This is a genomic window from Trueperella pyogenes (assembly GCF_001070855.1).
In the GTDB taxonomy this organism is placed as follows: Bacteria; Actinomycetota; Actinomycetes; order Actinomycetales; family Actinomycetaceae; genus Pauljensenia; species Pauljensenia pyogenes_A.
The window spans coordinates 130,767-144,428 of record NZ_JVLH01000012.1 but is presented as its reverse complement, the minus strand read 5'-3'; the positions used below and the strand labels follow the sequence as shown (position 1 = coordinate 144,428).

General features: G+C 53.9%; 14 protein-coding genes. 2 read left to right on the top strand and 12 right to left on the bottom strand.

The annotated features are described in order from the left end of the window. Positions 1–89: 89 nt before the first annotated feature. Positions 90–875 carry a DUF5067 domain-containing protein gene (locus ADG72_RS06030; protein WP_048713365.1) on the bottom strand — a complete coding sequence of 262 codons (786 nt, stop codon included), beginning with the start codon at positions 873–875 and terminating at the stop codon, positions 90–92. 257 nt (positions 876–1,132) lie between these two features. Between ADG72_RS06030 and ADG72_RS06025 the strand changes: the two genes are divergently transcribed. Further along, positions 1,133–1,357 carry a DUF3107 domain-containing protein gene (locus tag ADG72_RS06025; protein ID WP_048713362.1) on the top strand — a complete coding sequence of 75 codons (225 nt, stop codon included), beginning with the start codon at positions 1,133–1,135 and terminating at the stop codon, positions 1,355–1,357. A 36-nt stretch (positions 1,358–1,393) separates the two neighbouring features. Here the strand turns inward: ADG72_RS06025 and ADG72_RS06020 are convergent, their stop codons facing one another. Beyond that, positions 1,394–2,017 carry a ferritin-like fold-containing protein gene (locus ADG72_RS06020; protein WP_009408228.1) on the bottom strand — a complete coding sequence of 208 codons (624 nt, stop codon included), beginning with the start codon at positions 2,015–2,017 and terminating at the stop codon, positions 1,394–1,396. Between the two features lie 186 nt (positions 2,018–2,203). Here ADG72_RS06020 and ADG72_RS06015 point away from each other — a divergent pair, with 186 nt between their 5' ends. Further along, complete coding sequence (locus ADG72_RS06015; RefSeq protein ID WP_239667683.1) at positions 2,204–3,835, top strand: DEAD/DEAH box helicase; 1,632 nt, start codon at positions 2,204–2,206, stop codon at positions 3,833–3,835. An 859-nt stretch (positions 3,836–4,694) separates the two neighbouring features. Here ADG72_RS06015 and ADG72_RS06010 read toward each other — a convergent pair. From ADG72_RS06010 to ADG72_RS05970, 10 genes are all read right to left on the bottom strand, one after another. Continuing rightward, positions 4,695–5,435: a hypothetical protein gene (locus tag ADG72_RS06010; RefSeq protein WP_048713358.1), complete on the bottom strand. Its 741-nt coding sequence runs from the start codon at positions 5,433–5,435 to the stop codon at positions 4,695–4,697. Positions 5,436–5,646: 211 nt separating this feature from the next. After that, positions 5,647–6,276 carry a hypothetical protein gene (locus tag ADG72_RS08830; RefSeq protein ID WP_239667682.1) on the bottom strand — a complete coding sequence of 210 codons (630 nt, stop codon included), beginning with the start codon at positions 6,274–6,276 and terminating at the stop codon, positions 5,647–5,649. Between the two features lie 61 nt (positions 6,277–6,337). Then, positions 6,338–6,640, bottom strand: coding sequence for an ankyrin repeat domain-containing protein (locus ADG72_RS08825; protein WP_239667681.1), 303 nt, complete (start codon positions 6,638–6,640; stop codon positions 6,338–6,340). Positions 6,641–6,728: 88 nt separating this feature from the next. Then, positions 6,729–7,664 (bottom strand): hypothetical protein, encoded by a 936-nt coding sequence (locus ADG72_RS06000; RefSeq protein WP_048713356.1) that lies wholly within the window; start codon positions 7,662–7,664, stop codon positions 6,729–6,731. A 271-nt stretch (positions 7,665–7,935) separates the two neighbouring features. Beyond that, positions 7,936–8,277 (bottom strand): DUF2249 domain-containing protein, encoded by a 342-nt coding sequence (locus tag ADG72_RS05995; RefSeq protein WP_034251332.1) that lies wholly within the window; start codon positions 8,275–8,277, stop codon positions 7,936–7,938. Positions 8,278–8,425: 148 nt separating this feature from the next. Further along, complete coding sequence (locus ADG72_RS05990; RefSeq protein ID WP_048713344.1) at positions 8,426–9,046, bottom strand: CPBP family intramembrane glutamic endopeptidase; 621 nt, start codon at positions 9,044–9,046, stop codon at positions 8,426–8,428. Positions 9,047–9,150: 104 nt separating this feature from the next. Further along, the gene (locus ADG72_RS05985; protein ID WP_048713341.1) at positions 9,151–9,963 is read right to left on the bottom strand and encodes a hypothetical protein; all 813 of its coding nucleotides are present in this window, start codon (positions 9,961–9,963) and stop codon (positions 9,151–9,153) included. Beyond that, positions 9,963–10,691 (bottom strand): ABC transporter ATP-binding protein, encoded by a 729-nt coding sequence (locus ADG72_RS05980; protein ID WP_048713340.1) that lies wholly within the window; start codon positions 10,689–10,691, stop codon positions 9,963–9,965. The genes ADG72_RS05985 and ADG72_RS05980 overlap by 1 nt, the downstream gene beginning before the upstream one ends. Positions 10,692–10,707: 16 nt before the next feature. Beyond that, positions 10,708–11,073, bottom strand: a complete 366-nt coding sequence (locus tag ADG72_RS05975) for a GntR family transcriptional regulator (protein WP_048713338.1) — start codon at positions 11,071–11,073, stop codon at positions 10,708–10,710. Positions 11,074–11,260: 187 nt separating this feature from the next. Beyond that, on the bottom strand, positions 11,261–13,627 hold the full coding sequence (locus tag ADG72_RS05970; protein ID WP_048713332.1) for a glycogen/starch/alpha-glucan phosphorylase: 2,367 nt from the start codon (positions 13,625–13,627) through the stop codon (positions 11,261–11,263). Positions 13,628–13,662 lie beyond the last annotated feature (35 nt).

Sequence of the window (13,662 nt, the reverse complement as noted above, 5' to 3'; positions counted from 1 at the left end):
TCACATCGAAATTGAGAAAAATGTGCCCCCGAAGCGAAGGCTTCGGGGGCACAGCCTGGCAGTCCTACTCAAGGTGGGAAATTAACCCTTTACTGAAGTGAATATTCCTTTTTGAATGCCTTCGTTGAAGGGACAGTGCTGTCAATCATCAGCGTAACTGGAGCAGCTGCATCGCGAAGAACATACCCTTTCACAAGGGTCATGCTTTTACCAGCTGGGAGCTCTTCCAAGTCCGTGAAAGGCTCGTATCCCTCAGGCATTAGATTATCGGAATAAACTGCACTATCGAGCGCAGCCTTGTTTTGGGATACCTCAACATAGTATGCAAAAGGATTCAAACTACTTGTGTCATTATTTGTGATCTTTAATGTCACAGCGACCGTTGGCTCACCTTCCTGGTCATCTACCGACTCCTCGACCTTCTTCACCTCAATCGTGACTTTACCGTTCTCCAGCTGAACAACATCCGAGGTAGCCGCACCTTTGGAAGCTCGAGACGATACAGAAGGTGGCCCGAAGGCTTTACCATTAGCCTTCGAATACATAGCTTGGCTTCCAAAAACAACAACAATGGCAAGAATCGAAATCACCAGTGAGGTGATTGCGATACCGGAGCCACGGTGAGTCATATCCGGGCGTGTCTGAACGACAGCGAGAATCGCCACGACTGTAGCAATAAGGGCCAGAATGAAAATTAGCTTGTGAAGAATCGGAATCCAAGACAGGAGAAGAGAAATAATTCCCAACACGAGTGCGGTGATAGCAAGGGGAGATAAGGGTTTAACTACAGTTGCTACTCCAAATTGTCCTTGAGGAGGAACAGTCGAATAAACCCCCTCAACGGGCATTTCCTGAGGATAAGGAGGAAAAGACATCGTTCACCTTTCGAGTAGATTCAACTTTAAGCTTTACCGCCAGAACACAAAACAACTCGTCAACACAACCCGATAGCTTCCGCTTCTCGCACTATTTTCAACACAACCCTACATGCTAACCACTTAGACACTAGACCGCGACGACGCTTCGACTGCCCCACAATTACGCCCTTGCAGAAATAGCAGGCTCGCTCCCCCGTCTGCACGTACTATGGGGACATAGAAGACCATTCGATCCACAACATCTGGGAGTCGCAGTGAACATCACGATCGGTATCAACGCCAGCCCGCGCGAACTCGACATCGAACTGGACCTCAGCGAAGACGAACTCTTCGCACAAGTCACTAATTCTCTACGCGAGCAGACTCCCCTGATCCTTACGGACACCAAGGGAGAGAAGACACTTATTCCCGCCCAAGCGATTTCCTACGTGCGCGTAACTGCCCCGCAGACGCACCGCGTCGGCTTTGCAATTCACTAAAAGCAAGCCGAATTAGCTGACATTATCCACCTGCGTCTAACCGCGCAGGTGGATTCCTTTCATGCGCTCCGCATGCTCAACACTCAAAGTCTGAGCGATAGCATCTGCGTCTTCGGGAGAATCCGATAACTCAGGGTGCATGAACAGGGTTGAGCGCACCAATCCCAATACCTCTCCAGCAACCCTTCGCGCCCACAACGACAGGCGAGCGGCAAGCTGCTCATCGGCCTCGAAAATCGGAGCCAAATTCTGGCGCTCCCACTCCCCCTGCTCAAGATCCCACTTTGCTTCCGGGAACAGGTTTTTACGCGACGCAATCTCACGCAGCAGGCCACCCAAGATTCCCAGGGTCACATAGGTTTTAACCGTGCGCTCATACCAGGTCGTCGGTCGCGTACGGGCATCGAGATCGTCATATAGCCCATCAAAAGCCTGAGCTTTCTCAGCTAAGTCAACACCGCGATGCTGACACCAGGTTTCGACCTGGGTATAGGTATCGAAAACTCGAGTGGCCATGCGCGCATGCTCAACCTTCGCCTCGAAAGTCGGAGCCTGGTCGCTGTCCTTTGCCAAGCGTGTCATTGCAGCCAAAATCGAATACGCGATCAGACCGACAACGTCAGCGTCGCGATCCGGCACAGGTTCATAGGTGCGTTCCATGCACTAACACTACATCAGATAAACGTGACGGGTTCCTCCTCGAGCGATCCGCGTCAACCTCGTAGAATACAAATGACAGTGCTGACCGATCGCACGTGAGATATTTTGCCCGGGCACTTACGCCCCTTGAAGAAGAACCGCGATCGGCTGCAATTTCCAACGGGTTTTTCCCAGAACAGGTTGATCGTGACTTCACCGTCTGACTACTCTGCTGGCGTCGTACGTTTGGGCTCAATCACAGCCCCCTCGACCCAAGAAGATGAAACCACCCCCGATATTACGAACTCGGGAAATGAAACATTCGAAGCGAAGTCTTTCGCTGATTTCGGGGTCAGTGACCCCATTGTTGATGCGCTTGAAGAACGAGGCATCACCCACCCCTTCCCTATCCAGGCGCTGACTCTTCCCGTTGCACTGGATCGCCATGACATTATTGGCCAGGCCAAGACCGGTACCGGCAAGACGCTGGGATTCGGCATCCCTGTATTGGAAGATGTCATTGCTCCGGATGAAGAAGGTTACGAAGATCTTCTCAACCCGAACATGCCTCAGGCCCTCATCATCTTGCCGACCCGAGAGCTCACTAAGCAGGTGGCCGATGATCTGCGTGCAGCGGCTTCTAAGCTCTCAACGCGCATTGTTGACATCTACGGCGGCGTTGCTTTTGAACCGCAGATTGAGGCGCTCAAGCGAGGAGCGGATATCGTTGTCGGTACCCCCGGGCGCCTGATTGACCTGCTGCGTCAAGGTGTGCTGCACCTGAACGGTGTAGAGAACGTTGTCCTTGACGAGGCCGACGAGATGCTTGACCTGGGCTTCCTCCCCGACGTGGAGACCTTGCTTTCGCGCATTCCTGCGGACCGTCACATGATGCTTTTCTCGGCAACCATGCCCGGGCCGGTGATCACACTGGCGCGCAAGTTCATGACTCAGCCGACCCACATCCGCGCGCAGGATCCCGACGATCAGGGTCAGACCGTCAACACGGTCCAGCAGGTCATTTACCGCACTCACGCGATGAATAAGACCGAGGTCGTCGCCCGCATTCTGCAGGCACGAGGCCGCGGTCGTGCAGTGATTTTCTGCCGCACCAAGCGCGCGGCGGCGCGCGTTGCCGATGAGCTCACCGAGCGCGGTTTTGCCGTTGCCGCCCTTCACGGCGATCTTGGTCAGGGTGCACGTGAGCAGGCTCTGCGTGCCTTCCGCAATGGCAAGGTCGATGTTTTGGTCGCAACGGATGTTGCCGCACGAGGCATCGACGTTGACGATGTCACCCACGTCATTAACTACCAATGCCCCGAGGATGAAAAGGTCTACATCCACCGCATTGGCCGCACCGGTCGCGCGGGGAATTCCGGCACAGCTGTGACCTTCGTGGATTGGGACGATGTCCCGCGCTGGTCTTTGATCTCGAAGGCTCTGGGCTTGGGTGTTCCCGAGCCCCTGGAGACCTACCACACCTCGCCGCACCTCTACACGGACTTGGATATTCCCGAGGACGTTACAGGACGTCTTCCGCGCGCGCAGCGTACGCGCGAGGGGCTGAGCGCCGAGAAAATTGAGGACTTGGGTGGTTCCTCGCGTGGTGGCCGAGGCCGAGGCCGCGGTGCTCGTTCGTCCACTCGCTCAGGAGGACGCGGGGAGCGTTCGACTTCTGGCGAACGTACCCGCACCCGACGCCGTACCCGCAAGGATGGCGATCAGACAATGAATTCCGGAAAGCAGGGACGCTCTGACCGCGGTACCAAGGGCCGAGGCCGAGGCGAGCACTCCCCCACACCACGAAAGCGGGTGCGCCGCCGTAAGGGCAGTGAGTGAGGCGGTTGAGCGCCGCGCACTACTGACACTGGCACTCGGGTTGACGCACAGCCGACCCGCCAGCGAGCACGTTGCGCATCTGATGCGCACGCCGGCCATTGCGGCGCTCACATGGTGTTCACACCATGCTGATACGACATGAGGAGGGGTCCGAGCCGAAAGGCTTGAGCCCCTCCCCCTGTTTGTTTTCCTCCGGCGAAACCTTGCGACGCCGCATACGCACGTAGCTCCGGCCCGCTCACACGGGTGCAGCGAGCTCTGGACGCGATACGCACTGCACTTGTTACGTGGCACTGCACCCGATCAGAAGAGGTGCAATGCCTACGGATCGGGTGCACCGCCTCCCACGACAGCAAGCTTTATCGCGAATCTGACGGACGACCACATCCCTACCCCAGTTCCACAAACCCAGATCATGCAGCGCTACACCAGTTAGGGGCATTACACCACCTCCGGGCTGGTGCGCCCCCGCTAAGTGGTGTCAAATCACTTAGCAACCAGCCGCAATGTGGGAACGCTCCTCGATTCACGAGCTAAAGACACGCGCCCAACACGACCACGAGACAAGCACTCATCACGCCGACACCCACCACAGCCAGCACAACAAACACCCGAGCAAACAAGCACTTCGGGGGCACGCGACATAGTTCCCCCACAATCTCGCATGCAATTGCCCCCCGGTGCCACTCCAGACACCTCCAGAAAACCTTGGAATTCCAACGATCCGATTTCGAAACCTGAAACATCAAGAAGGGAATTGCATACGGCATTTTTGGGGAAGCATGCACGGCACGAACCCTGTCTGCGACAGCTTAGCTATGGGCTCAGCAATAGCATCAGTGACAAAGCAAGAGTCGATTCAACGACGACCGACATTCTGCGTGTCAGAAGCAGTAACGTTCTCACTCGCAGAAACGGGCACCTCAGAGTTTTGGGAGTCAGTGAGCGAAGACTCTTGAGTTGCATTGCTAATGCCTTCTTCAGACGAGCGAATGAACCCTATGATCGTTTCCGAGAACAAGCCAACAACAAACATCACAGATAGGCCGACGGCCCACCCAATACCCATCTTAAACAGGACGAAGACCCCACGCTGATCCGACGTACAACTCCTAGCACAATACACGCCGAGAAGAGACCATGATTTAAGCAATTCAGGCATGACAATGCCCATGATGATGAGGATACCTCCGATAACCTTATTCGTTTCCTCTTGTCTACCCTCAAACTCGATCAGTACAGATTGAAACAACGCTCCCACATAAAAGAGCATCATTACAAAAGACACCTCTTGTGTGGACACCAGCCCCGACTCAGAGGCTCCCTCTCCAACATAAAATCCCTCACCAATACCATTGGGAAGACAAACAACAACTGCATAAGCTAACAAAAATGCAGCAATAATAATCAACCGCACTGTCAGGATTGGTCGGCTTTGTCGCCACGATTTTCGTTTCCAAGAAATTATGTGCCCGAGCCCATTATAAAAAATAAGAAGTATTAACGAAACACAATAAATTCCCCAAACCGACCACACATTCTCTTTGTCAACTTGAACCGAGATGATCATCAGCGTCCAAACGAAGAGTAAGGCGATCATGAATAGTATGAGACACCAAGACACGCAATATACGACTGCCACTGGCCTTTGTCGCAGCCAACCATAAATTCGTTTACCCATCTCCACAGTGTATCGCGGCGAGCTTTACACCTAGGCCCGCTCACCGCCCCACGTCGGGCAGATCCGCCTCCATCAGGACCGGGTTCAGGCGCACCCACGCAACCGCCAGCTCCGTGATGTAGTCGACAGCCTAGTGAGACATCGAACGAGACTTGAGAGAGGCGACGGCAGCCTCTGCGCGGGAGCCAGAGTCGGGCAGCAGCGGAACGCCGGACGCGACAACACGCAGATACTGGTTGAGCAGCACCGTAAACGAACACCCCCAGTCGATGCCGCCATTGTCGTAGACCTCGTAGGCGACCTTACCCGTGATCCTGATGGCTTCGCCTTGAAGTGTCTCGGCCTGATTATCAAGTGGAACTAGCAAGTCCCAGAGTTCGTTGGAAAGATTCTTCCAGCTCTTCGAGGAGTCGAGCTCAAGCTTTTCTCCAACGTTTGGTGCCGGACGCGCAACTTGCTGAGCGACGCCGAACATTTCGCACAGCTGTCGCAAGGCTTCCGCGGCTTCGAGGAAGCGGGGGCCACTGGCCTCTTCAGGGTTGTGGGCGATGATCGAGCAGCGATCTTTATCCATGGCTTGAAGGGCTTTGTATTCCTCGCCGCTTGGGTGCGCACCGTGGGCACGCAAGACGTTGAAAACACGCAGGATCCTGGGGGAATCAAACAAGTTATACCAACTCAGCGCATACTTCGTCAGCGTGTAGTCCCCATAGATTTTTGAATGCGCATCAAGAGTGGGGTCAGCGCCCCATTGGATCATCTGTTCTACCTCGGGCGCGTCTAGGCGTTCGACAGCGCCGAACAACGGAGTTTGGTCCGTGTTATCTCGGGCATTGATATCGCCGCCAAGGGGCAAGCAGACCGGGGATCAGATCGGGTCGACGTTGCTTGACGCGGCAGTGAATGGGGGTTTGTCCGCGTTCATTGCGACAGTTGATGTCCTCGCCTCGAGCGACCAAGAACTCGACGAGCTCTTGCGAGCAGAGGAGGTGCAAGAGCTTGGGCTTTCCGTATTCGCTCCGCAGGTATGCACCGATCTCACAGTTTTTCACTGCCTCAGCCACGGCCTCGACGTCCCCGCTTACAAGGATCTCTTTAATGTCGTCGGGGAGAGTTTTGCGCATACCGGCCTCCAAGTGAAGGTTATTCTTCAAGAATAGCGTCTTGGTTCACACCTCTATTCAGAATGCACTCCAAGCGCATACAAGCGACTTATCGACCTTTGGTCGCTCGTTCTCCAATCGCCTGGATTATCCAAACGACAGCTCCGCCCAGGACAGCAGCCGCAAAGCTTCCACAAGGGTTATGACGCTGCGCTACAGGTGGCATTGGCTCAACAGAGGAAGGTGGCGCTGCAGTTTCTAGCTCTTGTCCTGGCAGATTTTGCTGATTCTGAGCGCCTTTCAGAGAATCTGGAAGCGATCCAGGTTCTCTCGCATTAGTACCATCACCGGTGACCGAACCAATGAGACGCTCAAGTGTAGGCGAGAGCATCGTAAAGAAAAATAGAACTGCTAGCGCCGCCGAAAACGCAATGGCCATTGTGAACACCAGGATCATTTCAATTGCTCGCTCTTCGCATTGCGCATTAGGTAGCGGCCCCGTGCACGTTGCTCGTAATAGCGCATATGAGTTGAGCGTGTTCGGTAGAAAAATACCGATGATGACGAGTATGCCGCCGACACCGGAACGAAGTTTACTCTGGTGTCCATCATTCATCACCGACAGCATCTGAAGTATCGCACCCAAGAAGAAAAGCAGCCAAATAAAAAATGCTTCATAGGAGGAAATAACTCCAGGTCCCGGATTACCGAGAAAGAAGGCTAAACCATTCTCACCCGCAAGGTCTAATACGACCCTGAATACCCCCAGAAGAACGGTAAAATTTACCAACAGAACTGTTAGATACAGCCGCTTCGACGCCTCGATCCCTCCCATCCTGCAAACTGCAATAACCGCGGGAATAAATAGGGGTAAAAGATACCAGAAGATATATAAACGTTCAGTACCCTCGATCGCCTGAGTCCTAATCTCTGCAAGTGTTCCCCAAACACAGCAAATGATAAGGGCCAACAAACCGACCCAGATAAACCCGTAGACAGTAGCGGTAAATAGCTTGTTTGGTTCGCGTCGACTCTGAACACTCATACACAGATTCTAGATCTAAGCGGCACTGCAGTTCTCTTCTCACATGGTTCGCTGAATGCAACGCACAATTTGAACCAAAAGTTTCCACTACCTCCGCTACAACTCTGCGCCAAAGACGAACTGATGGACCAACGAACTAACAAGTAGATGACATAAACAAACGTCCGGCAGTATTTCCACTACCGGACGCTTCAACTCCCCTATGAACCCGCGCGATCCCGTACTAATGAATGAACGCAAGCTCTCAAGGTGAGCAGTCTATATCTCCTGATCAGCCAACGCGGGAGATTTTAACGATCGCGCCTTCATCACTGACGGCAACCAGTTCGTAGGCAAACTCGCCTTCCAGCGTCATATCGATCTGGTTGAGAAGCGGGGTGGGCACGTGAGGTGCGACCAGCTCCATGGCCTCGCCAACGTTCAAAGAAGAAACGGCACCCAGGATTGCGGGGTGACGCAAGCGAGGCGGGAAGGGACGTGCATCCAAGCGCGGAAGCTGAGCACCGTGATCGCAACCGCAACCGCATCCACCGGACTGAGCAGGCTCCTGAGCCTTTTCGGCAGAAACATCACGAAGTTCGAATTCGGGCAGGTCGGAATTAGGTTCGATCATGAGATCCCTTTCGTGGGGCTCGGCGACTGAATGAAGCGCCTGAGCATCAGCTTCTAATAAAACATAGTTTATACGTTTTTATTTGCCGAGCCCCAACGGGAGGCGTGAGCTAGAAAGCACACTTATTTCCACTCCCTACAAGCAGGTTTCACATCACGTTAAAGGCCATTCCCAGAGCAACTAGGAGATTTGCCAACGAGTGCAGCAACCAACTAGGGATCACAGAACCACCCGCCGCTTGTTCGTTCAGCCACCCCATAATCCAGCCATTGATTCCAGTAAGGACCGTGATTGCGACAAGACTCAATACGGGGAGATAGTTGATAAACAACAGCAAGTGAAGAAGAGCAAACACAGTGGCTTGAATGGCGTTTCCAAGGGAAAAACCAAAGGACGCACATAGGCGCTTAGCTAAGAAGCCCCGGAAGAAAAGTTCCTCAGCCAATCCGGTCTGAATAAAGGCATAGAGAAGGATCGGGACGACTGCAAGAAGTCCGGCACCCATAAATCGCGAGGTCGCCAGAGCACCCCATACCGAGCTTGCAATCCGAAGTGACGCCAGTGAGACAGCGACCCAGCAGACCAATGCAATTCCTAGTTGTTTCTGCGAAACGCGCTGAACAGGACCAACTTTCCAGGTCGGAACATAAAGACCAATCCAGGTCGCAAATTCCAAGCGACGCTTAGTTGTCACCGCCCACCAAATCGCTGGAATCAGCAGAGCAATTCCCAACTGAACGAAAGATGAAATAAAAGTCGCGAAGAGCATGGGTTTTTCCTGTCACACAAGCAGATAACTCTGACAGAATACAGCTGCGCCCGGGGCGCACGTGAATGCGTCCCGGGCCGCATACCGCTTATTGGCCAGCTCTTTTAACGCAATGAGGTTCGCTTTTCAATCGAGCGTGATGCCCAGGCTGCTAGGAATAGCGCAAAGATAGGGACCAAAATGCACGCGCCCATTCCCCAAACATTCGGATATCCATCAGTTCCCAAAGTCGCTCGATATGACGTCCACATAACCTCGGTACTGAAATGGCCGTCGGGAGTCATCGAGAAGGGCATGAAGAACGTTCCGACTCCGCTCAAAACCTGGTCAATGATGTAGAGCAGGACCAATCCAATAGCCACCGCACCGAAGCCCATGTGGTTGAAGCGTCCTTCGGCTGCAAGAGTCATGACCGCACAGACCTGAAGAATCAGCGCAATACACGAAACGATCCAAGCAATAAATAGAACCACAAGCACCAGAGTCGAAAAAGTCGCAAATAGCGAACGCGGACCAGCAGTGTAGTCGGCGAGAGTGACGCCCTGACTCCATGCCGCCGCCCACGCAACTGCAATGCCTCCGCCAATAGCTATGGCAAGTGCGACGAGGAATTCAATGATCATTCGACTGACTTTTGCCCAGTAGATCACGGCACCTGACACGGGCAGGGTCATGGTGAAGTACCCCCGTTGTCCATACAGAGTCTTCCAGTAGTCACTCATTCCGCTGATCGCTATCCCCACAGGAATCGCTACGCACATCAGGTAGCCAAACATGGTCATCGTCCCACTCAGTCCCGGGACTCCGCTTGCAACGACACCGACCGTCACAACAAGGATCGCAAGCACAGTCCCCATTTCGCGAAGATCAGCGCGCATGCGACTACCGATTTCATAAGACAGCATTTTCCCAAACATCAGCGGTACTCCTTCCGGAAGATAGCGTCGAGCGAATCACCGTGCGTAGCGCGCAGGTCATCGGCGTCGCCTTGTAGGAGAACTTGCCCTTCCTTCATGAAGAGCGCATAGTCAACGAAATGCTCAATATCCGAAATCAGGTGGGTTGACATAATGAGCAGCGACTCGGGATCAAACTCACGCAAAATACCCTCGAGGATAATGTCGCGTGTTGCCGGGTCTACTCCACTGATCGGCTCATCCAACAAGAAGAGCTTCGCTTTGCGTGCCATGATCAGGCTGATTTGAAGCTTCTCCCCCATTCCCTTACTCATCTCACTGAGCGGCCGTCCCTCGGGGAGCTCAAAGAAATCAACCATGGTTCGCGCTCTTTCCGGTTCAAAATCAGCAAAGAAACGCGAGTAGATGTTAATCGCACGCTCCACGGTCCATTCGCCGTTAAGGAATGCTGCCGAAGGCAAGTAGGACACGATGGCTTTTGTATCGATTCCAGGTTTGTGCCCATCGATACTCACCTGCCCTTGGTAATCATTCAATACGCCTGCAAGGATTTTCAGCAGCGTCGTTTTCCCACATCCGTTGGGACCCATCAGACCGACGATGTGCCCGGCATCCAGTGACAGCGAATAGTCCCGTAGAGCCGGCGTTTTCCGGTAATGCTTCGTGAGGTGCTCAAAGTGGACGAGGCCTTGCCCCGTACACGTTCCGCGCTCAGTTTGTGTGGTCATGAGTTTGCCTCCTTGGCTACTTCTCCGTGGTATCCCAACGTTGATCGATCAAAGCCTGGGCACCTTCTAAATCGATTCCCAGTGAACGACATGCGCGAATGTAGGCATCTGCCGCAAGATGCGCGTCGTTCTTCCGCAGAGCATGCAGAGCGTTCTCATCAGTTGCGACAAAGCGTCCTGCGGTCCGCTTCGGGACCGTCAACCCTTCTTCGTCAAGTGCACTCAGAGCTCGCTGAACGGTATTGGGATTCGTGCCTGCCTCGATCGCAAGATCACGCACGGAGGGGATCTTTTCGCCAGGTTTCCACGTACCGTCGGTAATACGACCGCGGAATGAATCAGCTAATTGGATCCAGATTGGACGGGTGTCATCGATGCGCATCGATGTATCCCTCCTGTCTATCTGTATTAATACACTAATACAGTGCCACACTATCGAAACTGTGTCAACACAGTAATACAGTTTGCTCAGAAAACGAACAACAGTAAACGCCCCGTTGGGATTTCCCAACGGGGCGTTACGGCATTAAGCCACGCATTCAGCCTCTCAAAGGCCGCCTATTACGCGTTCACGCAATCGGCTGAGCATCGATGTGCCACACCTCGCGAGCGTAATCACTAATCGTACGGTCAGAGGAGAAACGACCGGAACGCGTGATATTGATCCACGCCTTGCGCGACCAGGCTTCCTGATCGCGGTAATCCTGAGCCATGCGATCCTTCGTCTCACGGTAAGAAGCGAAGTCACCCAAGACGTAGTAGACGTCAGCGGGCTCATAGCCCGATTCCAGAAGCGACCAACGCAGATCATGGAACCAACCGGAGTTGGAGTCATCCAAGGTGCCATCGGTCAAAGCGTCGATCACGCGCTTCAAGCCAGGCACGTTCTCGTAGTGCCAACGAGGATCGTAGTGGCGACGCAGTTCGGGAAGCTCATCATCGGTCGCACCGAAGATATAGGCATTCTCCTCCCCCACGGCCTCGAGAATCTCAACGTTCGCACCGTCCAAGGTTCCCAAGGTCAGCGCACCGTTCATCATGAACTTCATGTTCGAGGTGCCGGAAGCTTCCTTACCAGCCATCGAAATCTGCTCGGAAATATCCGCAGCAGGAATGATGTGTTCGGCGGGCGAGACATTGTAGTTGTGAACGAAAACAACCTTGATGCGGCCATTGATATCCGGATCGTTGTTGACCAGGTCGGCAATGGTGTTAATCAGCTTAATAACTGCCTTCGCGCGAATGTAGCCGGGGGCAGCCTTCGCACCAAAGACGAACACGCGCTTGGGGACGTCCAAAGCCGGATTGTCCTTGATGCGGAAGTACAGATCCAAGACGTAGAACGCATTAAGCAGCTGACGCTTGTACTCGTGCAGACGCTTGATCTGAACGTCGTAGATTGCATCTGGATCGATCTCAACACCCTCGCGGTCCTTGATCCATGCAGCAAAGTCAACCTTATTCGCATGCTTAATCTGAGCCAAGCGAGCATAAAGCTCCGAGTTACCAGCACCCGTGTACTCAGAAAGCGCATCAAGGTCAGTCACCCAGCGATCCGAGCCGGTCACTTCATCCAGAAGCGTTGCCAAACGGGGGTTGCACTGCTTGAGCCAACGACGCGGAGTCACACCATTGGTCTTATTGTTGAAGCGCTCAGGCCAAATCGCGTACCACTCTTTGAGAGTCTCACGCTTAATGATTTCAGTGTGCAGCGCGGCCACGCCGTTGCTCGAGTACGAGGCATAGCAGGCGATCCACGCCATGCGGACAGTATTGCCCGAGACGGGGGCCATGTAGTCGATGGTTGCGCCATCAACACCGCGCTCGGACATGTCGATGCGGAAGCGACGATCGATCTCTCGAACGATTTCAGAAATACGCGGGAAGAGACGATCGAAGATGTGAATATCCCAGGTCTCCAGAGCCTCAGCCAAAACCGTGTGGTTGGTGTACGCAAAGGTACGCGAAACAACATCCCAGGCATCTTCCCAACCCAGGCCATGCTCATCCATCAGGATGCGCATGAGTTCGGGAATGGCCAGAACCGGGTGGGTGTCATTGAGCTGGATGGCGTTGTATTCAGCAAAACCGCGCAGGTCCGAACCGTGCTCAGCAACGTAGTTATCAACGATGGCCTGCAGCGACGCAGAGCAGAAGAAGTACTGCTGACGAACACGCAGAACCTTGCCTTCAAAGGTCGTGTCGTTCGGGTAAAGAACACGCGAGATATCCATGGTGCGCTCGCGGTCGACAATCGCATCAGTAAAGCGCTGTGAATTGAACGCATCGTAGTCGAACTCTTCCATGGGCTCGGCCTTCCACAGACGCAACGTATTGACGTTCTGGGTGCCATAACCGGTAATCGGCATGTCATAAGGAATCGCGCGAACGGTCAGGTCCGCGTAGCGAACAATGCGCTGTTCCTCTTCACGACGAATAACGAAGGGGTAGCCCTCTTCCATCCAAGGATCAGGGTGCTCGGTCTGGAAACCATTGTCGAAGAGCTGCTTGAACAATCCGTAGCGGTACAAGATGCCGTAACCAGCAACGGGCAGGTCCAAGGTCGCGCAAGAATCAAGGAAGCACGCTGCCAGACGACCAAGACCACCATTACCCAAAGCGGCATCGGGTTCTTCTTCCAGAACCACGGACAGATCCTTGTCCAGTGCAGCCAAGGCCTCGCGGGCCTCGTCAACCATGCCAAGGTTGGAGAGGTTATTAAGCAACGCACGTCCCATGAGGAACTCTGCGGAGAAGTAGTGTTCCATACGGCCCACTGCGTAGGTGCGCTCAGTTGCATGCCAGCGATCAGCAATACGATCAATGATTGCCGCCGAAAGGCCCTGCCACGCTTCCATCTCAGTCGAGACGCGTTCTGGGCGTCCGGACACTGCGCGTACCTGGGACTTCAGCTGTTCCTCTAGGGACCGGCTCATAAAATCTCTCCTTGCGATTGACTCAGCACTACCGG